Annotated in this window: 20 protein-coding genes, 1 tRNA gene and 1 pseudogene; 9 read left to right on the forward strand and 13 right to left on the reverse strand. The window is 45.1% G+C overall.

Features of this window, described 5'->3' with window-relative positions:
- Position 1 precedes the first annotated feature (1 nt).
- The 3 genes and pseudogenes from ACN083_RS07610 to ACN083_RS07620 all read right to left on the reverse strand — a co-directional run.
- Positions 2 to 499 (reverse strand): FHA domain-containing protein FhaB/FipA, encoded by a 498-nt coding sequence (locus ACN083_RS07610; RefSeq protein ID WP_419102244.1) that lies wholly within the window; start codon positions 497 to 499, stop codon positions 2 to 4.
- Positions 499 to 1,329, reverse strand: coding sequence for an FhaA domain-containing protein (locus ACN083_RS07615; RefSeq protein ID WP_419102245.1), 831 nt, complete (start codon positions 1,327 to 1,329; stop codon positions 499 to 501). Before ACN083_RS07615 ends, ACN083_RS07610 begins: the two co-directional genes overlap by 1 nt.
- A gap of 178 nt (positions 1,330 to 1,507) precedes the next feature.
- A pseudogene (locus tag ACN083_RS07620) lies at positions 1,508 to 1,732 on the reverse strand (YrhK family protein); the annotation flags it as partial.
- A gap of 212 nt (positions 1,733 to 1,944) precedes the next feature.
- Between ACN083_RS07620 and ACN083_RS07625 the strand changes: the two are divergent.
- Positions 1,945 to 2,031, forward strand: a tRNA-Leu gene (locus ACN083_RS07625).
- Positions 2,032 to 2,101: 70 nt separating this feature from the next.
- Here ACN083_RS07625 and ACN083_RS07630 read toward each other — a convergent pair.
- Both ACN083_RS07630 and ACN083_RS07635 read right to left on the reverse strand, forming a co-directional pair.
- Positions 2,102 to 2,371 (reverse strand): PLDc N-terminal domain-containing protein, encoded by a 270-nt coding sequence (locus tag ACN083_RS07630; protein WP_419102246.1) that lies wholly within the window; start codon positions 2,369 to 2,371, stop codon positions 2,102 to 2,104.
- Between the two features lie 125 nt (positions 2,372 to 2,496).
- On the reverse strand, positions 2,497 to 4,023 hold the full coding sequence (locus ACN083_RS07635) for an alanine/glycine:cation symporter family protein (protein WP_419102247.1): 1,527 nt from the start codon (positions 4,021 to 4,023) through the stop codon (positions 2,497 to 2,499).
- A gap of 397 nt (positions 4,024 to 4,420) precedes the next feature.
- Between ACN083_RS07635 and lysX the strand changes: the two genes are divergently transcribed.
- Positions 4,421 to 7,753: a bifunctional lysylphosphatidylglycerol synthetase/lysine--tRNA ligase LysX gene (gene lysX / locus ACN083_RS07640; protein ID WP_419102248.1), complete on the forward strand. Its 3,333-nt coding sequence runs from the start codon at positions 4,421 to 4,423 to the stop codon at positions 7,751 to 7,753.
- A gap of 18 nt (positions 7,754 to 7,771) precedes the next feature.
- On the forward strand, positions 7,772 to 8,518 hold the full coding sequence (locus ACN083_RS07645; protein WP_419102249.1) for a hypothetical protein: 747 nt from the start codon (positions 7,772 to 7,774) through the stop codon (positions 8,516 to 8,518).
- A 12-nt stretch (positions 8,519 to 8,530) separates the two neighbouring features.
- On the opposite strand, the gene nhaA (ACN083_RS07650) is transcribed toward ACN083_RS07645, so the two are convergent.
- Both nhaA (ACN083_RS07650) and nhaA (ACN083_RS07655) read right to left on the reverse strand, forming a co-directional pair.
- Positions 8,531 to 9,922 carry a Na+/H+ antiporter NhaA gene (gene nhaA, locus ACN083_RS07650; protein WP_419102250.1) on the reverse strand — a complete coding sequence of 464 codons (1,392 nt, stop codon included), beginning with the start codon at positions 9,920 to 9,922 and terminating at the stop codon, positions 8,531 to 8,533.
- A 207-nt stretch (positions 9,923 to 10,129) separates the two neighbouring features.
- Positions 10,130 to 11,461, reverse strand: a complete 1,332-nt coding sequence (nhaA, locus tag ACN083_RS07655) for a Na+/H+ antiporter NhaA (RefSeq protein ID WP_419102251.1) — start codon at positions 11,459 to 11,461, stop codon at positions 10,130 to 10,132.
- Positions 11,462 to 11,809: 348 nt separating this feature from the next.
- Here nhaA (ACN083_RS07655) and ACN083_RS07660 point away from each other — a divergent pair, with 348 nt between their 5' ends.
- From ACN083_RS07660 to ACN083_RS07675, 4 genes are all read left to right on the forward strand, one after another.
- Positions 11,810 to 12,337: a MarR family winged helix-turn-helix transcriptional regulator gene (locus ACN083_RS07660; RefSeq protein ID WP_419102252.1), complete on the forward strand. Its 528-nt coding sequence runs from the start codon at positions 11,810 to 11,812 to the stop codon at positions 12,335 to 12,337.
- 172 nt (positions 12,338 to 12,509) lie between these two features.
- A complete protein-coding gene (locus ACN083_RS07665; protein WP_419102253.1) occupies positions 12,510 to 13,031 on the forward strand; it encodes a ferritin in 522 nt (173 codons plus the stop codon).
- Between the two features lie 195 nt (positions 13,032 to 13,226).
- Positions 13,227 to 13,655 carry a DoxX family protein gene (locus ACN083_RS07670; RefSeq protein ID WP_419102254.1) on the forward strand — a complete coding sequence of 143 codons (429 nt, stop codon included), beginning with the start codon at positions 13,227 to 13,229 and terminating at the stop codon, positions 13,653 to 13,655.
- A gap of 860 nt (positions 13,656 to 14,515) precedes the next feature.
- Positions 14,516 to 15,148: a superoxide dismutase gene (locus tag ACN083_RS07675; RefSeq protein ID WP_419102255.1), complete on the forward strand. Its 633-nt coding sequence runs from the start codon at positions 14,516 to 14,518 to the stop codon at positions 15,146 to 15,148.
- A 90-nt stretch (positions 15,149 to 15,238) separates the two neighbouring features.
- Here ACN083_RS07675 and ACN083_RS07680 read toward each other — a convergent pair whose 3' ends face one another.
- From ACN083_RS07680 to ACN083_RS07690, 3 genes are all read right to left on the reverse strand, one after another.
- Entirely contained in the window at positions 15,239 to 16,060 is an 822-nt protein-coding gene (locus ACN083_RS07680) for a thermonuclease family protein (protein ID WP_419102256.1), read from the reverse strand.
- 24 nt (positions 16,061 to 16,084) lie between these two features.
- Positions 16,085 to 16,903 (reverse strand): NUDIX hydrolase, encoded by an 819-nt coding sequence (locus tag ACN083_RS07685; RefSeq protein WP_419102257.1) that lies wholly within the window; start codon positions 16,901 to 16,903, stop codon positions 16,085 to 16,087.
- Between the two features lie 180 nt (positions 16,904 to 17,083).
- Positions 17,084 to 17,407: a putative quinol monooxygenase gene (locus ACN083_RS07690; protein WP_419102258.1), complete on the reverse strand. Its 324-nt coding sequence runs from the start codon at positions 17,405 to 17,407 to the stop codon at positions 17,084 to 17,086.
- A gap of 149 nt (positions 17,408 to 17,556) precedes the next feature.
- Between ACN083_RS07690 and ACN083_RS07695 the strand changes: the two genes are divergently transcribed.
- Positions 17,557 to 18,036, forward strand: a complete 480-nt coding sequence (locus ACN083_RS07695; protein WP_419102259.1) for a polyketide cyclase — start codon at positions 17,557 to 17,559, stop codon at positions 18,034 to 18,036.
- A gap of 103 nt (positions 18,037 to 18,139) precedes the next feature.
- Positions 18,140 to 19,576 carry an MFS transporter gene (locus ACN083_RS07700; protein WP_419102396.1) on the forward strand — a complete coding sequence of 479 codons (1,437 nt, stop codon included), beginning with the start codon at positions 18,140 to 18,142 and terminating at the stop codon, positions 19,574 to 19,576.
- 77 nt (positions 19,577 to 19,653) lie between these two features.
- Here ACN083_RS07700 and ACN083_RS07705 read toward each other — a convergent pair whose 3' ends face one another.
- The 3 genes from ACN083_RS07705 to ACN083_RS07715 are packed head-to-tail and all read right to left on the reverse strand — an operon-like array spanning position 19,654 to position 22,256.
- The gene (locus ACN083_RS07705) at positions 19,654 to 20,496 is read right to left on the reverse strand and encodes an anchored repeat-type ABC transporter permease subunit (protein WP_419102260.1); all 843 of its coding nucleotides are present in this window, start codon (positions 20,494 to 20,496) and stop codon (positions 19,654 to 19,656) included.
- Positions 20,497 to 21,246 (reverse strand): anchored repeat-type ABC transporter ATP-binding subunit, encoded by a 750-nt coding sequence (locus ACN083_RS07710; protein WP_419102261.1) that lies wholly within the window; start codon positions 21,244 to 21,246, stop codon positions 20,497 to 20,499.
- Positions 21,243 to 22,256: a choice-of-anchor M domain-containing protein gene (locus ACN083_RS07715; RefSeq protein WP_419102262.1), complete on the reverse strand. Its 1,014-nt coding sequence runs from the start codon at positions 22,254 to 22,256 to the stop codon at positions 21,243 to 21,245. Before ACN083_RS07715 ends, ACN083_RS07710 begins: the two co-directional genes overlap by 4 nt.
- Between the last annotated feature and the right edge of the window lie 10 nt (positions 22,257 to 22,266).

Genomic DNA, 22,266 nt, shown 5'->3' on the forward strand with positions numbered 1-22,266 from the left:
TTTATGCCTTCAACTGCATATTTGTATGGCCGACACGAAATTGCATGCCTGTCTCCAACAAGGTAGCCCTCGTCAAACGCTGACCATTAACAAAAGTGCCATTTGTCGATGAAAGATCCTCAATGAACCAACGAGACCCCTGTGGAAACAGTCGTGCGTGTTGACCCGAAGCATAATCATCTTCAATCTGCACGTCAGCATGAGCACCTCGACCAATTACTAGAGGCGTATCGGATAGGCGGAAAACCTGACCTGCATACGCGCCGTCCGTAATAAGAAGCTGCTGAGCGCGCGCAGGTGGCTTAGGCTTAGCTGGAGTAGCTGATTGTGGGCCTGTTATCGGGGCTGACCCCTCAGAAATATATTCCCGTTGTTCTATCCGGTAATTTTTCCCGATTGCTAAGTCTTTACGCAAGGCAGCAACAACGCCATAAATGAACAACCACAAAATTACTAAAAACGCATAACGAAGGATAAAAAGTGTAAGTTCTGAAGCCATTAACGTGCACTCCTTGGAACCATAAGACGGAAAATAATTCGTGCACGACCCATCTTAAGGATTGAGCCATGAGTAAGTTCTCTACGACCTCGAAGTTTTTGGCCATTGAGATAGCTACCATTAGTGGATCCTAAATCAACGGCAAGATACGTTCCGTCTTGTTCCATAATTTCTAGATGATATCGAGAGACCCCAGAATCCTCGACCGTAATATCAGCTTGAGCCCCGCGACCAAGAACTACGGGGAAAGAGTCAATAGAATAGTTCTGACCATTAATATTCAAAACTACCTGGGTTTTTTCGACAGCTTCGTCCGATAACTGATGATCCCACGACGGAGAATGTTCGTGAGCGCTATACGAACCCTGAGATGTTCCAGCACTATTTTGACGATATATATCTTGGTGATGAGGACGAGGAACTGACGGGCGAGATTGTTGAGAAGGAACCTCTCCGGTTGAAATTTTCTCTTGAGCAGAAGAAATCTTAAAATCTCCAGCATGAAGAGAATCCTCACGAATAAAAGTCACGCGTACCGCCCCACGCAAAGAATACCCCTGAGCACGTGCTTGCCGAATTGCAACATCACATAACTCTTCAGCTAACGGAGTACCCCAACTTTTAACGCGCGGAAAATCTTCAGTAGCAAAATATAACGTAAAGACATTAGGCGCTAAAGTGTGCCCAGATTCTATGGAATATGAACGGTCATCCATCTCCGTACGAATCCGATTAGCCAAGTCGGCAGGCTCAAAACGGCTATTCCCGCCACTAAACGTTCCACGAACAGCTTTCTCTAGGCCTTGCTCAAGTTTGTTGATAAAACCCATGCTTGCCTCCTTGAGAATTTATATGTCCTTGACCGCAGATAACAGTAAAAACACCTAATAATGACTTTCAAGAGTGATAATCTACGTTCCTTATACGTAAACACACTACAATGCCAGTCTAATAGATGATTGAGAGAAACCTGTAGGAATTAGGGTTTTCTCTCCCTAGGAAGTTTTTTTAGAAGTTAAAGGACTGATCAATCTTTTGCCCTGAAGCTGAATGATATTTCGTCCGAAGCTTCCGAAGATGAATATGGTGAGTAATGCGGATAGAAAGACGAATCAACATCAACATTGAACCAACAACAAAAAGCCACCTTCCAGCAGTAACCGTCTTAGGTGAGAAAAAAAGAAAAGAACCAATGAGGAAAATAACACCGATTAAAATGTCATTCAAAATGGATAGCGTCTCATATCATTGGCGAATAATGAGCTCTTCATTGCCCCAACGTATCTCTAAGGAAGTATCTGTTTGAGGTTTTTTCATGAAAACATCATGTCATGATTACGAATAAGTATGTACCAGTCGGGTGACTGAAGACATGGTATTTTTTGCAAAGAACACCGTTTATAGGTGTATAATAATTTCTCGTTGTCGTCATTAAAACGACTCTAGCGCAAGTGGCGGAATTGGCAGACGCGCAGGCTTCAGGTGCCTGTGCCCGCAAGGGCGTGGGGGTTCAAGTCCCCCCTTGCGCACCAACAGAGGTGCTTCCCTATTCACCTATGAATAGGGAAGCACCTCTTTTATTAAACGCATCATACAACGCGGCTAAGAACCACGAGATTCCTGATACTTCTTCTCATGATGGGCTCGAACCATCCAAGAAATCGGACCAAAAACAGGAAAAGCTAACGCCACAAAAAGCCACCCAAGCTTTTGACCACGAGAAAAATAAGGGTTTCTATGAATGGTCAAAAGGCAATACGCCGCAAGAACAGAACCTACACAGATACCTCCTAAAATAACCCAACTTAACACCGTCGGATCAGACGTATTTCTCTGCGAGACCTCCAAAACCTCAGCACTTCGCCACACCATAAACACTCCCACCTCCATAAACCGAATAAAACTCAAATAGCATATACGAAGACGTCGGCTCCCTCGACACAAGAGAACCGACGCCTTATCTCACGACATTACCAATCGTCGAAGAAAACTACACCTTAACGGCGAGTCTTCTCTCGATCAACCTGTTCCCAGAACTCACGAGTACATACCTCATCAGTACCGTCCCAAGCAGCAAGATTCTTAATCTCGGGCATGTCTGAGGCCTTAAAAATAGGCTCAAGACCAGCCTTACGCTGAACCTCATAGTTACGAAGCAACTTCATGACCTTCGGCATCAGCAAGCATACAGCCGTCAAGTTCACAACAACCATGCCAGCATTCAACAAATCTGCCAAGTTCCATACGAGCTTCAACGAAGAAATCGCACCAAAGAATACGAAGAACAAGACAAGAACACGGAAAATAAACATCGGGGTCTTGCTCTCGGTCAAGAAACGAAGGTTTGACTCACCATAGTAGTAGTTACCAACGATGGAAGAGAACGCAAACAACGCAATAGCAATGGTCAAGAAGTTAATAGACCATCCACCCAACTGCTCAGAAAGTGCAGACTGAGTCAATGCCGCACCCTTAGCGTCACTACCATATTCTGGGTTTGAGAGTAGAACAATAAACGCAGTCACCGAGCAAACCAACATCGTATCGAAGTAAACACCGAGAGTCTGCACAAAACCTTGTTTAGCAGGATGAGAAATTGTTGCGGTCGCACCGGCGTTAGGTGCAGTACCCATACCAGCCTCGTTAGAGAGCAAACCACGACGCATACCCAGAGTAATTGCCCCAATCAAACCACCAGTGGTGAATTCTTTAAGACCAAAAGCACCCTGAAGGATTTCTCCAAGAATATGAGGAATCTCGGTAAGATTCATCAGCACTACCGCAAGACCAAGCAACAGATACAGCACCGCCATAATAGGTACAAGCCATTCAGTTACAGAAGAAATAGCGCGAATACCACCAAAAATAATGCTTGCAGCAAGCACCATAACGATGACACCAATAGCAACACGCAAACCAAGAGAATCATCAGACGCAGAATCAAAACCAAAAGAAGTCGCTGCCGCATCAACAATAGAGTTCGTTTGCAAAGCAACAAAAACGAAAGCGTAAGTGACGATAATAAACGCCACGAAAATGAGGCTCAACCAGCGCGCGTTCAAACCACGCTGCATATAGTATGCGGGGCCACCAATATAAGAATCTTGACCATGCTGTTTATATAGCTGTCCAAGGAGAGACTCTGCAAAAGCAGAAGCCGCACCAATAGCAGCAATAACCCACATCCAAAAGACAGCACCAGGGCCACCGAGAGAAATTGCAATCGCAACACCAGCAATATTTCCAGTACCTACACGTGAAGCCGCAGACACCGTAAAAGCACGGAAAGAGGAAATACCCTTACGCCCATCGCTCTCTTTACCAGACGGTTCAACTATGGAGCGGAACATCTCAGGAAGGGCACGCCACTGCACCGCACGAGTAGCAATAGTAATGCCAAGACCAACAACGATTAAGACAATAAATAAAACATTCCAGACACTATCTGAAATGGATGTAATAACTTCTGCCGCGGAGGCAGTAGCATCATTGATGTTATTAATGACATCAATAAAAGCATTCATAAAATGCTCCTTTACTGAGGAACGCACCGCACTATCTTACGGGGATAAGATGTGCTGAGCTGGATGATTATGTGCCTCTGAACGACAGAAACGCAGTGTGTTACCGAGCAAGATAGAAAACGATGAAACCATCGGCAACATCCGAAAACCCAATGAGGGTAGCCAAAAAGTCTATAAGGCACGGCTGTAGATATTACTTAACTGGGTTATACACTAAGGGAAAAATGTTTCATCGGTGTAACACCAAAACGCGAAATAGTCTCAAAAAAGCCCAAAGCCTAAGAAAAATCTCTAGATAACCATAGTTCAAAAGGCCAGAGCTGTACGCTATTGAAAGAGCTCCGACAACGGTAAGAATCGACACCATTATGGTTGTGTAAGAAAGAGTGCTGCGAACGTGAAGAATAATTCAAAGACCCAACACATCACAACGCTGTGGGAAAAACTTACCTCACGTGCAGAACGCACCGCTCGCTGGGTCATTGGTATCTATACTATTAGTTTCGCATTATCATTCGTCTCATGGGTCCTAACGCCCTTCCATAAAAACCACGTAGGGTACCCCTGGTGGGAAATACTACTTGGCGCCATGAACATACCAGTAGACCACACACTGGTGTCAGCCGTCGTCCTACTCCTCATCACCACAGCTTTAATTCGCAGACGTCGAGTTGGTCTATACGCCGTAGTGTTCTTCCAATACGCTGGCATTCTCGTCAGTATCCCTGGCGTATTGCAAGTCATAGGAAATAGCCAAGAATTCAAACATCTCTTTGACGTTTATAGCTCTGTTGCCAACGGACTCTCCCTCATCTTTGCTTTATGCGCGCTAATTCTCCTGTACTCATGTAAAAGCGCATTCCCTGCACACACTCTGCGCTCGCGGTGGAAACAAGCCGCAGTATCTTTGATAATCGGCACTTTTATGACATGGTGTATTGCATTCTCCATGGGCTATATCCAAGAAAGAATGGGCTCTGGAACGCTCTGGAAAAACACTCTTGAATATGGGCTTTCTGTGGTAAATATTTCCCCGTTGGGCACCCCTGATGGGTCTCATCGACTAATCCACTTTTTTAAAGCGCTGATTGACCTCTGCTATGCAACAACCCTTATTGTCACTATCGCTGTAGCACTTAGAACACCTGCTGATAGAAAAAGCTGGACTCCCGATAATGAACTAGAACTTCGAGCGCTCATTTGGGAATATGGTGATAAAGACTCCCTCGCATATTTCGCAACTCGACGTGAAAAATCCATGATTTTTTCTGATGATCGCCGAGCTGTTATTACGTACCGTCTTATCCACTCCGTAACGTTAGCTTCTGGAGACCCCATCGGAGCACCTAGCTCATGGGACAGTGCTATCAGAAACTGGATGAAACACGCCAGAACCTACGGCTGGACACCTGGAGTCATCAGTGCCAGTGAACGCGGGGCGAAAGCCTACGCTCGGGCAGGATTAGCGATCACCTATATGGGAGATGAAGCGATACTTAATGCTGAACGATTCCGCATTAACAACACCTCTTTAGCAGAAGTACGTCACGCAACGAGAAAACTATCTCACGACGGGTACACTCTCAACATTCGACGCCACGTAGACGTCCCTGCGGATGAGATGGAATCTGTAATAAAGTTGGTCAATCAGTGGCGCCATGGTGCAGAAGAACGTGGATTCTCTATGGCATTAAACCGGCTTGGAGACCCCTCAGACGGTAAATGCGTACTGATGACAGCCTCTTCTCCCAGCGGAGATATTGTAGGAATCTTATCTTTTGTTCCTTGGGGAAAAAATGGAATTTCACTAGACGTGATGCGTCGTTCTCCCCAGGCTCCCAACGGTTTGATGGAGTTCATGATCGCAACGATGATGCAAACCCTGCCAACACTTGGAATTACAAAAGTTTCATTGAATTTTGCGATGTTTCGAAAAACTTTTGTGGAAGCCGATCATTTTGGTGCAAGCCCTTGGACACGTCTAACATCATCGACTTTGGGAATCCTTAACAGATTCTTGCAGCTTGAAAGACTCTATCGTTTTAACCAAAAATTTGAGCCTACATGGGAGCCTCGCTACCTTGCAGCAGATTCTATGTTGACGCTTTTCCAAGTTTGCATATCTTCAGGAGTAGCAGAAGGATTCTTACCACCATTGCTCGTGCAAGAAGAACGAAACTTACCCATACTAGATGATGAGCATCTGCATCAACTTCATGAAATCGAAAATAATGCAGAAACACTCACCTCGGTCGCTCATCGATACACTGGCCACACAAGAGACCGTATTCGTCATCTTGAGATGCTTAGGGAATACGGTATAAACCCCTACCCTCTAGGCGTCAAAGCACAATATACTGTTGGACAACTTGCAGATTTTTTGACCTCTAATGGAGGGAAACCTACAGGCCATATAACCGTCGCCGGGAGAGTTCGAGCTATCCGAACGCACGGAGCTGTTGTGTTCTTAACGCTCATAGACGGTTTTAAACAAGCTCAAGCAATTTGCGAACAACAATTTCTTAACGATTTCCGAATATTTCGCACCACAATAGATCGCGGCGATATTCTCATCCTTACAGGAACTTTAGGCTTTTCACGTAACGGAACGCCCTCCTTCATCGTCCATCATTGGATTCTTGGTGCAAAAGCTCTACACGATATTCCGTTTGAACACTTTAGCGATGCTGAAGCACGGTTGCATCGCCGTTCAACAGACTTGCTAGTTCACCCGAAACAACGTGAATACCTCAGAATGCGCAGCACGGTTATCACTTCTTTACGTAAAACCTTAGATGCGTCAGGATTTCTTGAAGTGGAGACACCTATACTGCATACCATCCATGGCGGAGCAAATGCACGACCATTTAAAACATTTATCAATGCGTATGGCTCAGACCTATATTTACGTATTGCCCCGGAACTATATCTCAAACGTCTCGTTGTAGGAGATATGGGCGCTGTCTATGAGATTGGGCGTAACTTCCGTAATGAAGGTGCAGATGCTACTCATAATCCAGAATTTACAGTCCTAGAAGCTTATAAACCATATGCTGATTACAGGGTGATGCTTGCATTTACTCAGACTCTTATTAAGAACGTCGCATATAGTGTTTTTGGTAGTGAGTCTCTACCTTTAGGAGAACAGAAGAACGGACAACGACAGCTTATCGATGTCTCTGCACCATGGCCCGTCAAGACGGTGTGCGAAGCACTATCTGAGGTGCTTAAAGAGCCTGTTTCTTTAGACACTGACTTTGAAGTTTTGCTTGCTCACGCTCGAACTCACGGTATCTATGTGCGAGATGATATGGGCTCTGGTGCCATTATTGAGGAGCTCTATAGTGAGCTCATAGAACCGTATACGATATACCCCACGTTCTATATTGACTTTCCGCAAGAAACGTCTCCTTTAGCGAGTGCTCACCGAAAGATACCTGGATTAGCTGAGAGATGGGATTTAGTAGTTGATGGTATGGAGTTAGGAACTGCGTATTCAGAGATGGCTGATGCGATAGAACAGCGTCAGCGGTTTAATGAACAATCTCTTAAAGCTGCTGCTGGAGACGTTGAAGCAATGGAAGTTGACGAAGACTTCCTTTACGCTTTAGAAGTTGGTTTACCGCCGACTGGTGGTTTGGGTATTGGAGTAGATCGTTTAATCATGTTGTTAGCAGGGCAGAGTATTCGAGGCGTTTTGAGTTTTCCTTTTGTTAAACCAACACGCTGATAAGAATAATCGGTGTTTATGAGTGTTTTGAATTATCTGGGGCTGTTATTACCTTTAGGTATCGCTGGTTTTGATCCGACGCCAGCATTATTAGCGGTGTATTATCTTTCAGTTCGCCCAGGAAAGCGTTCACGTAGAGCCGTCTTTGTTTTCTGCCTGTCAATTATTTTAGGCATTGTAGTGTGGGGTCTTTTGCTCACTGCTGTCTTGGGGGAGACTCTAAATCATTTACCGTGGAAACAGATTCTTTCGTGGATTGTCAGTAGCCGTCAGGTTCCTGTTCTTGTGGGTAAATTGGTGTGTGCATTGCTATTGGTCACTTACGGAATATATTCCATTATGAGAATACGTTTTCATGCTCACCGCTTAGATAGCAATGAAATGCACACCAAAAAAATGCGTTTCACAAGCCCCGTGGGGTTAGCTCTTTTTACACTAGGTTTCCTTGCAATCATTACTTTCGAAATTTCTTTCACCACATATATTGCGTTATCAGCACAACAACCACTACCTATCCGTAGCCTTGGATTATTAGGTTGGGCTACTATCTCCCAACTTCCACTTGTCTTGCTGCTACTGTTGATGCTGTACCGACGAGAAGCGATATTTGGGGTCATGATTGACGCGATACGTCGTCGATGCGGGCGTTTATTCGCGTATATTATCCCCGTCTTATGCTTTAGCTTGAGTGCTATCTTATGTGCAGATGTGTTTATCTATCCAGTACTACAAGCAATTCTTGAGATATTCCTGAAAACAGCGTAAAGAGGACTTTGGCTAACTCGTTTTCCGATGTGATGCTGCTTTAATTTTGTCAATATCGTCGCTAAATACGTCAGGAATCCCGTCAGCGTTCTGATCGATGTTCTCTTTAACTTCAATATCTCGATACTTTTTATTGCGGAGAGAAAGTAACGTCCCGCTCATACATGCTGCGGTAACGGAACCAACAAGAATTGCAATTTTAGCGTTTTCTGTATGGATAGAATGAGCCGGAAACGACAACTCAGAGATTAACAGTGAGACGGTGAAACCGATACCTCCAGTGATAGAAATACACAGAATATCTATCCATTGAATATCGGGGTCAAGGTGAGCATTTTTGAGTCGAGTAATCAGCCATGTTGTTAACGTGATACCTATACTCTTGCCGAGGACTAGGCCTCCAATAATTCCTAAAGATACGGGGTCACGTAGAGCTTTGAGGAGCCCGTCAACTCCACCGAAAGATACTCCTGCAGCGAAGAACGCAAAAAGCGGGATACAAAAGAGAGAAGAAATCGGCCGCATTCTTTTTTCGAGGACTTCTGCCAGCCCAGCATCGGCCTGAACCGCGCGAGCTTGTGGTGTATATTTGACAGGCACACAAAAACCTAAAATAACACCTGAGATTGTTGCATGGATACCAGATTCAAGAAATAGCGCCCATGTTATGACGCCTAGAGGTAATAAAATCACCCATGCCGCCCAATCCCGAGTATGAAAGAAATACTCAAAACGATGAGCAATCCACAAATATGCAACTATCGGAATAATCGCTAGTAGAAGGTACATTACCTTAAAATTATGGGTATAGAAAATAGCAATAATAAAAATCGCAATGAGGTCGTCTACCACTGCCAGCGTCAGAAGAAAAGTTCTTAACGCTGAAGGTAAATGAGAACCAACTGCCGTAATAACAGCTACAGCAAATGCAATATCTGTTGCTGTAGGAATAGCCCACCCATGGACTGCTGTTGAACTGGAATGATTAACAGCAAAAAATATAAGTGCTGGTGCAATAACGCCACCAAAAGCTGCTGCTACGGGGACAATAGCTCGTTGAGGGTCTCGCAAATCTCCAAGAACAAATTCCTTTTTAAGCTCTAGACCCGTCAGGAAGAAAAAGACTACTAATAGTCCGTCTGCTGCCCACTCGCTAACAGACATCATCAGGTGACTAAACCCTGGAATATGTGCGCCTAGCTCTGCTTCTTTGACTCCAAAATACCAAGAGGAGGCAGGGCTGTTTGAGAGAACCAAAGCTAGTACTGTTGCAATAAGTAAGATAAATCCGCCAGTGGATTCTCGTTTGAGAATATCTGCAACACGAGAAGACTCTGCATAGGTCCCACGGGAGAAAACAGCGTTAGGTTGTTCGTCGTTTTCATCGTGAGCTAAATGTGCCATGGCAAGAAGAATCCTTTAAATGTGTTGGTGTGTTGTTATGTACTTTAGCTAATAAAGACTAAAAATAGTATGTTTGCTGATTAGTTGATGGATAGTGTGTACTATCTCATGACAATAAAGTTAATACATGACAGACATAAAAAACCCACGCTATAGTCAAAAACGCTATAACGTGGGCTCATAGAAAACTTCTACAGAAGAGTAACTTTATCCGTCTGAATCATCGGTGAAAACGTCAGGGACACCATCACCATCAGCATCAACGGATTCTTTTGCTTCAAGGTTCTTATAGTATTTATTGCGAGAACCAAGAATAAAAGCACCAATACATGCTGCCAAGACAGAACCTGTAAGAATCGCAATTTTAGCGTGGTCATTGTGCTCTGAACCAATGCCGAAAGATAACTCTGCAATGAGTAGCGATACGGTGAACCCAATACCGCCCAGAGCCGCTAGCCCTAAAACATCCACCCACTTAATATCAGGATCAAGGTTTGCATGACGCAATCGAGTGATGAGCCATGTAGAACCAAAAATGCCGATAATTTTACCGCCAACGAGAGCGACAATAATACCGAGAGCAATAGGATCTTTGAGAGAACTCGTAAAACCGTTAAAACCGCCGATAGCAACACCTGCGGAGAAGAACGCAAAGACTGGAACGCAGAACCCTGCAGAGAATGGGCGAACTCGATGCTCCATGACTTCTGCTAGCCCGTGATCTGCATCAGCTGCATGGGTATGCGAGGTATGCTTTACAGGAATAGTGAACGCAAGGATAACACCAGCGATAGTAGCGTGAATACCAGAATTAAGGAATAACGCCCATACGATAGCTCCGATTGGAAGAAGCACAAGCCACGAAGTGGCCGGCTTGAGGTGGAACATTTTTTCACCTTTACGAGCAATGAGCGCATAAATGATGATGGGCACAATAGAGATCGCTAGGTAATGAATTTTCAACTCTGAGGTGTAGAAAATAGCAATAATGATAATTGCTATCAAATCATCTACGACTGCAAGAGTTAAAAGGAACGTTCGTAGAGCCGCTGGCAAATGAGTGCCAATAACGGCAAGAACAGCTACCGCAAAAGCAATGTCGGTCGCAGCAGGAATAGCCCATCCGCCGAGAGCTTCAGCACCTGAATTGAGGTTGATAAGCGTATAAATAATGGCTGGAAGTGCCACGCCGCCTGCTGCTGCAGCAACGGGAACAAGAGCTTTTCCGGGGTTGCGTAAATCGCCAATAACAAATTCTTTTTTGAGTTCAAGACCTGCAAGAAAGAAGAACACTGCAAGCAGTGCATCTGCAGCCCAGTGCCCTAACGACAATTTGAGGTGAAAATCCCCAATATCTTGACCTAATTTAGTATCTCGTAGGTTGAAATAGAAATCTGCAGCCGAAGTATTAGCGAGTATGAGAGCGAGGACTGTTGCCCCGAGTAGGATAAATCCACCAACAGATTCTTTGCGTAGAATCTCAGTAATGCGCTGTGACTCTTTATATGAGCCGCGCGAAAGGACGGTCTGAGAAGACATATAGCTCCTTGTGCGTGTGTGGTGTGACTTTGATATATTCCGTTTCGACAGGGGTTATATAGAAACGAGCCGACCAGACTTCCCGGCACACCATACTCTCGGGTGGACAGTTACGATACGCTTTTCCATCGGTATTATCCACATAGAGTATTAGGTAGCAAGCTTATCATAGGAGAGAAAGCGTCATAAATGATGACTTCTGTTAGTCTAGGCACCACTACTATGAGAAAAGTCCATATATATGTCCTCAAATATTTATGAAACAGACATAATGTCTTAACTAATCACTAAAATAGAAAAGGTTAGATTTTTTATACTGCGGACATTAGAAAGAACGGAGGCTTGAGCGTGAGTACACCCTCATCTGAAGTATCTTCTCAGGATACTGATACCGTAGCGTGGCTATCTGAAGAAGAACGCGAAGGATGGCTGTTTCTCGCCTCCGTGATGTTTAGCTTGCCTGGAAAACTTGAAGCGCAACTCCAACGAGATTCTGGTTTGAGCTTTGTCGAATATATGGTTTTAGCAGTGTTATCAGAAGCTTCTGAACAATGCCTGACCATGACTGAGCTGGCACATCAAACGAATACGTTATTGCCGAGACTCTCTCGAGTTGTAACTCGCCTTGAAAAAAATGGTTATGTCACCCGCGCCTTGTGGAGTAAAGACCGCCGAGTGTCGATGTGTAGGTTAGAGAGTAAAGGTCTGACGAAGGTCCAAGAGGCTGCTCCGGGGCATGTCACAGAAGTTCGTCAGCAGATTTTTGATAATTTAGGCGCTCGCCAAGTTAAACAATTAGCAAAAATCGGTGAAGCAGTTTTAGGAGATAAGCCTTCTGAAGTTATTTCGGTTAAACGTTCTATGCTCTTGGGCTAGCCTTAGTCGGGTATGGGTGCTTTAGACTGGGATATAAATAGCCCGGTTTTAAGGATTTAGCGTTGTTGAGTCTTTATGAGGAAGCTATTGATATTGCAGATTAACATGTATTTTTTCTGCACATAAAAACATGCCTATCTGCATGTGAGCCAATATATAAGGAGAACACCTAATGGCTAAGAACTTCTATGAGCTTCTCAGTGAACAAATTGGACATGAGTTCCATGCGTCTCACCAATATTTAGCGATGGCAGTGTGGCTCGACTCTGAGGATCTTCCTCAGCTTGCTCGCCATTTCTATCGTCAGTCTTTAGAAGAGCGCGGACATGCTCTGATGATGGTCCAGTATCAGCTCGATCGGGGCCAAGAAATTCAGATTCCAGGTATTCCTCATGTTGAAAACAATTTTTCAAGTGTTCTAGAAATTGCTGAGCTTTCTTTGCAGCAAGAGAAGACTGTGACTGAGCAGATTGAGGCTCTTTTTGAAGCTGCTCGTGCTGAGAACTATGCTTTGGGTGAGCAGTTTATGTTGTGGTTCCTCAAAGAGCAGGTGGAGGAAGTTGCTTCAATGGAAACTTTGGTAACTATCTGTAAGCGTACCGATAACCTCTTTGACATCGAGAACTTTGTTGCTCGTGAGTTTGGCGATGACCACGGTGTTGATGATTCTGCACCGACACCCGCGGGTTCCTAAAGTGTGTAATATTTGAGCTTCTTATAGAGTCTCAAGAGTGGCGGGGTGTGGCATTATCTTTGAGCTGCGCCCCGTTGCTCTTTAAACACCCTTTTGAGTCACAGTGTGATAAATCACCATAAAAAGGCATGATAAATATTACTTTATACGTCTAGGAACTTGTAATGGAAAGTATTTCTAGACGAAGATAAAGTTATGGATATTTTAAGAAATACACCTTCATCTTCTGTAGGGCTTTTGGTCCTACGTCTTGGACTAGGTATTGCAATGATGTTGCACGGCTGGCAGAAATACAGCGAAAAGACCATCAGTGGTGTTACCGCGGGATTCGAGAAGTTAGGGATTCCAGCTCCTGAAATCTCAGCAAACTTTACCACCTATGTTGAGCTTGTTGGTGGCTTGCTCATTGTTCTCGGTCTAGCAACTCGTTTAGCGGCGCTTCTTACGAGCATTGCTATGTTTGGCGCTATCGCTTTTGTTCACATTTCACATGGATTCTTCGCAAGCGGTAGTGGCTTTGAGCTTCCTCTTAGCTACGCAGTCATGGCGGTTGCCCTTGTTCTTACTGGGCCTGGAGCTTACGCTGTTGACCGTATCTTCTCTCGAGGGAAAGTAGCTGCTTAGTCTTCACGCTAAATTCTTCTAAGGAAGGTTCGTCGTTGATATCAACGACGAACCTTCCTTTTTTATCGTCTCTTATAGCGATGAGTTATACACAGCTTTTATCCACAGGGGTGGAAAACTTACAACTATGTGATTACACCAGTGTGAGGATGTGGGTCATAGCGGTCTAGGTTGGGTGTTCAGCGATAAGCTTTTGACATGCTGTTTCTTTGGCTTCTAGAGGTGTTTTTTGAGCACTGGTAGAAAACATCACGGGGGCTTACCTATCTAAAGTATTTGACTATCCCCACTTGTGGATAACTATGTGCACAATTTCCACTTAATGGCGGAACAATCTGCTCTAGGTGTGGAAATATCGGAAAAATGTATGGTTGAGACCTCAGGGGAAGGCTGTTTTAGGCTAGTTATGCACAGGTTTTATCCACAAGGGTGGAAAACTTACACCACTGTCATTATCGAAGATTAATACGATGATTTCTGAAATTATTCGAATTGCATAGAAAAATAAGCAATTTTTATTCAAAATAAGCCAATACAATCGCTGATATTCGAACATTCCACATGTTTATCCACGAGTTGTGGAAAACTTTGTTCACATTATTCACAATATTTTCTTGAGAAAACAATGTGGGGGAGTGAATCTCTAAAGCTCCCCTAAAACCCACTTAAAGTGTCTCTGACATGAATAAATGTATTCTCAATAGAACAAATACAAGAGCTTGAAAGTACTCAAAAAACCTCAACGACAAGTCGAACTGTAGTTCCCCTTGGAAGACAACCCTACTTTCAATGCGTAAACTGTACATGAAACCAAAAAATCACGATACAAAACAACACAACTTGTGAAAGGAACTCTCCTGATGGCAGAGAAATACGTTCTTCCAGACCTACCCTACGACTATGCGGCACTTGAGCCACATATCTCAGCACGCATTATGGAACTGCACCACGACAAGCACCACGCAGCTTACGTCGCTGGCGCTAACGCAGCGCTAGAGCAGCTCCATGAAGCACGCGAAAACAACTCCTTTGGTACCGTCTCAAAACTGTCCAAAGACCTCGCATTCAATCTCGGTGGACACACCAACCACTCCATCTTCTGGCAAAACCTCTCCCCAGAAGGCGGCGACAAACCTACCGGCGAACTCGCTGCTGCAATCGATGAATTCTTCGGCTCCTTCGACGGATTCCGCAACCACTTCACGAACGTTGCCACCACCATCCAAGGCTCAGGATGGGCTATTCTCGCATGGGATACCGTTGGTGAACGCCTCATCATCGAACAGCTCTACGACCAGCAAGGCAACATCTCTGTCGGTCTTATCCCACTACTACAACTAGACATGTGGGAGCACGCTTTCTACCTCGACTACCAAAACGTCAAAGGTGAATACGTCAACGCATTCTGGAACATCGTTAACTGGGCAGACGTCCAAGACCGATTCTCCCGTGCGGTATCCCAAACTAAAGGACTCATCATCCCTAACGTATAAACCTGCATTAAGACATCAATCTTAAATGCTGGTGGGGCAACACGTACGTGTTGCCCCACCAGCATTTAACGGTTATAAAATCAGCTAAAACTAGCTGCCAGGACGAACCGGCTCATTCGCCTCAGACTGCTTTTCTTGTTCAGTTTTACCTTGAAGGTCATAATAGTTCTTGCCGAGAGCGTTCTTAAGTTCTTTGAGCTGATCCTTGACCGCATCAAGAGTCACGATAGAACCAATCCACGTATTTGGAGATTTCGCCGTAGACATTAACGTGTTATAAAATCTTGACGCAGCTTTATAAGAGCTTATGCGTGCATCCTCATCATCAGACTCGTTTGCTTGATGAACTCGATCGATATGGAGCTGGATAGCATGAGGAAGAGCGCACTCAACATCTTTAGAATAAATACCTCGCCCTTCACGAGCAGCTTCTTGCTGAGCCTCAGAAACAGGAGCATAATGCTCATCCCTCTGAGAAAGGAATGTTGTTGTCGCAAAACCCTCACGGACAACATCAGCATTAATAAAATCATCACCAACATAGACTGCAGCTTCAAGATAACCGGAAGAACCTACTCGTGAGTTATCAAAGTCCAACGTTACTTCAGTACCTTCAGGAAGCTTCTGCCTTAAAAAGTCTGTGGACTCAGGTATTAAACATGACCCTGAAAACTCATTATTATGTTCGGTTGGTGCAACAACATTCAGCAGACGGACTTCCTTAGTCTGTCCATCAATATCAACGCTAATCGTGTTCGCCGTTTCAACAGAAAGAACCTTAGCGTGCAACCCATCCGTATAAGAAATTTTGCTTGAAGACGGTGAAGGCTCAGCCTCCGGGGCAGCAGAAGAACAACCTGAAAGCGCCAAGAGAGCTACCCCTGAGAGAACAAAAGTGCGAGTGATTTTCATAAAATTCCTTAGAGGTTAAAAAGGTTAAAGGTTATTTGCTGCATGCTCTGCAGCACGATACATACCCAACGGCCCTTGATCAGCAAAAGCCTTGGAATGATCATAACGATACAAACGCGGAGGACGATGACGAGTTCCCTCAACTCGTTTACCTGTATCAATAATAGATTTAGACGCAGCAATCTGGCGACGGAAATTCGCCGGATCCAAAGGACGCCCCAAAATCGCTTCGTACACCTCACGCAATTGAGCTAAAGTGAATTCCTCACCCAAGAAAGAATGAGCAATACGAGAATATTCCACCTTGTTCTGCAAACGATATAACGCATACTCAATAATCTCGTTATGGTCAAAAGCCAACAACGGTAACTCATCAGCAGGGAACCAGCGGATATTCTCATGGATTCGGGTATGGCTGACTTCCGTCGCAGGAATAGAGGCCCAATACACAACAGACACAGTGCGCGGAGTATTTTGAGTATCCGTCGATGGAACAGGTAAGGACCCACCATCACGGTGTACGCGATAATCTGGTGTCCGATGAACATCACCAAAAGCATAAAGTTGCTCAAGATAACCCGGAACAAGCCCCGTCGCACGTTTAAGGGTAGAACCTGCTGCCTGTTCCAAAGACATATCGTAAGGCAACGGACCACCAGGCAACGCCCACTGTCCCTTATAAGGTTCGCGTAAACGACGTACTAATGGGAGCCATAGAGAATGTTGCGATTCCCCCTCCTTAGCACGCAAAGCAAGAATAACAGTAGACACCGCAAGCTGAGTAGAAGGGCAATTCACTCCCTCTGCAGTATTGTTTTCTGTTTCCTGTGGGTTCACAGTCATTAAGGAATCTCCCATAGTTGGTTATATATAGACGGGTTTACACTATCCATACTTATTCTAGTGAAAATTACCCACACTAGAACCGAGAAGACTCAGAGAAAACGCTATTACTCTTAGAGGTGAGAAAACAACACCCATATTCCCTGAGTCTCCCCGCAAGAAAACTCATGTTAAAGCCGTTTAGCCCTCGACTTTAAGCTCTCCCATCTCATCCCAATCATGCCCCTCAATAACACGAGAAATAATCTGAGGAGTACGAGTGAGAAGTGGTTGCAACGTTTTCATTGCCTCACGGAAATGATCAGAATTAACGTGAGCTTCTGCTGCGTCCTCTTCAAAAGCTTCAACAAGGACAAACTCACAAGAATCTTCTACGCTACGAGACCACTGGAACCACTTATTACCAGGTTCTGCACGAGTCGCCTCGGTAAACGGAGTAAGCTTCTCAACGAAGTTCTCAGCTTCTTCAGGCTTAACAGGGAACTTAACAACAATAAAAATCATGGGAAGTACCTCTCGAGGATTTAAACTATTTAGAGTACAAACCACTGTAAAAGTAGATACTCTTATTTTGACACGTCAGCATAACAGCCCCAAACGCACAGTAAGAAATATTTCCCACGAAGATAAAAACCTAGGATAGAGTACAGCATATGACTCAACCTTTGGTGCAATTCGTCGATACTAACGCCGCTATTATCTGCGCAGAAACAACACTGAACGCAAACGTCCAAGAGCTCTACACCTTCATTGCCAACCCCGCAAAACATTGCGAGCTCGATGGTGGGGGAAGCGTCCAAAAACTGCTTTCACAACAAACTCCAGAACTCACAACAGGAGACCGTTTTACAGAGAAAATGTTCTTGTTGCTTCCCTATCAGATGACGCTCACCGTAACCCGTGCCCAAAAAAATCAATTCATCACATGGCGTCACCCCGCAGGGCACGAATGGGGCTGGGAACTTATCGACCACCATGACGGGTCTGTAACAGTACGAGAAACCTTTGACGCCCGAGAAGCACGATGGGGGAGATACTCTCTCCACCCAATATATAAAGTACTAGGAATGTATCGCAGGAACCGGAAAAATATTGCTCTATCCCTTGCCAAACTGCATCGAACCTTCAAATAGGAGAATCCTTAGATAACTCGTGAAAACTGCCCCCAACACCATCGTTTCTGAACACCAACTGATAAGCAGCTCACGTCGTCGCTGGTCTGCTCTAGCTGTGCTGATGCTACCGGTACTACTCGTATCCGTAGACAACACTGTACTTGCTTTTGCAATGCCCTCTATCTCTCAAGCGCTACAACCTACTGGGGTGCAACAACTATGGATGATTGACGTATATTCTCTTGTCCTTGCCGGCCTATTAGTTCCGATGGGAAGTCTCGGAGACAGAATCGGCCGTAAAAAACTTCTACTAATCGGTTCAACAGGGTTTGCGCTCGCTTCCGCCTTAGCCGCTTTCTCGCCAAATGCCACGTGGCTCATCATCGGGCGGGCAACTATCGGGTTCTTTGGCGCAATGCTCATGCCGTCAACCCTTTCGCTCATTCGTAACATCTTTACCCGCGCTAGTGAACGAAGGACTGCAATAGCTATTTGGGCAGCAACGTTTTCTGGTGGTGCCGCATTGGGACCTATCGTTGGAGGGCTCCTGCTAGAACACTTCCCCTGGGGCTCCATCTTTCTGATGGGGCTTGTGGTTCTCCTACCATTTCTTGCGTTAGCGCCGTGGATTCTTCCAGAATCTCAAGACCCCAACCCCGGAGAAATAGACGTTATCTCCATTTTTCTTGCAATATCAACGATGACCCCCATCGTCTACGCCATCAAAGCGGTTGCAGAATCAGGGTTAACACCCTTGACCATTCTGACAGGAATCACCGGAATAATGTGCGGTGCACTTTTCGTTCGTAGACAGCTCAAGCGTCCTATCCCGATGCTCGATGTACGGTTGTTTACCAACCCAACCTTTACCGGCGCTATCGTCGGAAATCTCTTAGCAATTTTCTCCTTAGCGGGGTTCATTTTCTTTGTCTCACAGCATCTTCAGCTAGTTCGGGGAATGTCGCCCATGGACGCCGGTATCTTTCTCTTACCAGGTCTAACTATTACCGTTCTGGCAGGTTTAGCTGTCGTAAAAATCGTACCTAAAATTGCTCCTGGGACGGTCGTTGCTGGTTCTTTGATGCTCAGTGCTATCGCCTATGTCGTGGTAGCAGTTTCTGATAACGCTGTCACGAACTTAGGGCTGATGATTGCGTTCCTCATGCTTGGTTCTGCCTCCGGAGCAGGTGAAACTATCGCTAATGATCTCATGCTCTCGAGCGTGCCATCTGAAAAATCTGGGGCTGCCTCAGCTATTTCAGAAGCCTCGTATGAGTTAGGTGCACTCTTAGGAACAACAATATTAGGTGGAATCATCACCGCAATATACCGGTCACAGATTCAGCTACCCCAAGGACTTAACGCTGAGGATGCACATCATGCACAAGAAACCTTAGGAGGTGCTGTCGCTGTGGCACAACATATGGGACACGGTGCACAGTTACTTTCCTCAGCTCAACATGCTTTCGACGCTGGGGTTGTGTGGACGGCTATTATCTCAGCAATACTGATGGCTTCAGCTTCCGTTGTTGTGCATCGTCTCTTGCGTAGAGCATAAAACCTATGACATAACGCAAAAGAGTGTTTTTTGAAACCAGCGTGGTTTCAAAAAACACTCTTTTAATGAGCTGAACTCTACGATGCGCGACGTGTTTTCACAGATGAAAATACCCACGCGACTAAGAATCCCGCAATCATGGTCAAAACAATTGTTCCACCTACGGGTAAATCACAAGACCACGAAAGATACAACCCAATCGTTGAACATATAGCACCAAAAATAGGGGAGAAGAACATCATCCCTCGTAACGTAGAACATAACATGCGAGCAGCAGACGCTGGTACAACAATCAACGAAAGAACCAGAACGTTACCTACCGTCTGTAAAGAGATAACCACGGAAACAGTAACCAGAACGTAGAGAACAATATCCATCAGTAAAACAGGAATGCCAAGAGCTCGAGCGGACTCTTTATCAAGACTTACCGTGACGATGGGGCGATGAAAAATAGCTAAAACGAGAAGGACAACAGCACCAATTAATGCAGCCGTTGCAACGTCTTGTGCCGAGATACCAACAATAGATCCAAAAAGGAAATCTTGGACAGACCCCGAATACCCTGGCTGCAAGGAAATAATGACAATACCGAGTGCAAAAGACCCCGCAAAGAAAATGCCGATGACCGAATCTTCACGTAACTTTTGGTTCTGACTAAAAATAGCAACCAAAATAGCAGTCACAACACCAGCGACCATCCCGCCAAGCATCAGATTAGAACCGATGACAAAGGCAACCGCTAAACCAGGGAAAACTGAGTGCGCAACAGCATCACCGATAAAGACCATCCCCCGCAAGACAACATGGTTACCAATAATTCCTGTGACAACCGAGGCGATAACAACAGCACCAAGCGCACGAAGAAGAAAACTCAGATGAGGGTTCAAAAGATCTTGAATAAAATCCAAAGGGGTAATCAATTACGCCTCCCTAAGCCAACGATGAAGTTCTTCCACACTGAGCTGATGCGCAGGAGCATCTAAGGCAAGGCTCCCACGAACACCACAAATACGAGAACAATGCGTTAGCGCCGAGAGCATATCGTGAGTAGACATCACAATACCCAAACCCTCTTCGGCTAACGACGTATATAACTCATTGAGAGAATCTTGCGTGGGCGCATCAACACCGGTGAACGGTTCATCAAGGAGTAATAAAGAAGGATCTGAAGCTAAAGCTCGGGCAAGCAAAACCCTTTGACGCTGACCACCAGATAGCTCCCCGACCACCCGATCTTGCAGATGAGTAATTCCCGAACGCTCAATAGCACGGAACACGCTCACCCAATCATCCGTTGACGGGCGGCGAAACCACCCAATAGCACGAGTCCTACCCGTAAGAACAGCATCTTTGACAGTAATGGGAAAAGACCACTCAAAGTAATGTTTCTGAGGGACATAACCAATCTTTTCACGTGCCGCTATCGGCGACCGACCCAAAATAGATACGGTACCCGAACTTGGAGAAATCAAGCCCATCAGAGTTCTTAAAAGAGTAGTTTTTCCGGCACCATTTGCACCAACTAAGGCAATAAACTCTCCCGGTGAAACTTTCATATCAAGACCCGAGATAATCTCCCGATGCCCGTAATGAACTCGAACATCTTGAGCTAACACAAGGGGCGTTTGCACAGCAGAATCCTGAATAGAAGAAGTAAAAGAATATCTCAACGAAGACGCTCCTGCGCTTCTTGTTGAGCACGTTTACTTTTACGAGAGAAAACATACAGGAGAACAACAAGAATCACTCCCACACCAGCAAATAATGCGATGGGAAGAATAGAAGAACCTGAACTTTGAGAATCTTGTGCTGAAATTGCTTGAGCTGATGATGCTGACTGAGGAGCTACCGGTGAAGAAGACACTTGAGCATCATCTGGTGAAGAAGATTCTGCCGGTTCTGACTCTGCTTGTGTAAAAAGCTCTTGCGGATTTAACACATTGCCAACAGCAAATTGTAGTCTTTCAGTATCTGAGACCTTTGTGCCATCTGCGAGAGTCCCATGAGCCTTAACCGTCACAAAATATGCACCAGGTTTCGTGAAAACCCAGTTTGCGTGAACGTGGCTATTATTGTCGACCCAAATATCTTGAGCTTGAGTATCTGCAGAGTTCCACAGTACCTGCGGGGCACTGAAATTACCGTTTTCGAGGTAGAGGCTCATCTGGCCTGGGCCCTCAACCTTCTCTAGGGTGAGTGTCATACCCTCACCAAGACGTGAAACTACCTCTGGGTCTTGACTGTTCCATCCAGGCCAAACAACACCAGAACGTTCGGTCTGAGGAATAACATAAACATCATCACCAGCAGAAGCTTGCACAAAAGCATAGCGCGGGTCATCTGGTACCGGAAGCTTAGCATCATCATTACCGTGAAGAACAACATCAGATAGATGACGCCATACAGGGGACTGACCATGATCGTCGTGAAGCATCAAACGCCACTGCCCATCAACAAACTTTGGTCCCATATCAACATGGCCTTGGGAAATGACAACATGTTCTGTACCAATTGGGGCATCAGAACTTAGCGTCTGCTCTAACGCTCTTTCTTGAACTGAAACATTTGCATCGTGATGCTCTGAACCAGACTCATCTGCTATTGCTGGAGCAATAGAAGAACTCATCCCCACAAATAATAGAGTGCATATAGCGGCGGTTAAACGAGGAAATTTTTTCATAGAATTTTTT

Origin of the sequence: Rothia sp. CCM 9418 (assembly GCF_048512825.1) — a bacterium.
Taxonomy (GTDB): Bacteria; Actinomycetota; Actinomycetes; order Actinomycetales; family Micrococcaceae; genus Rothia.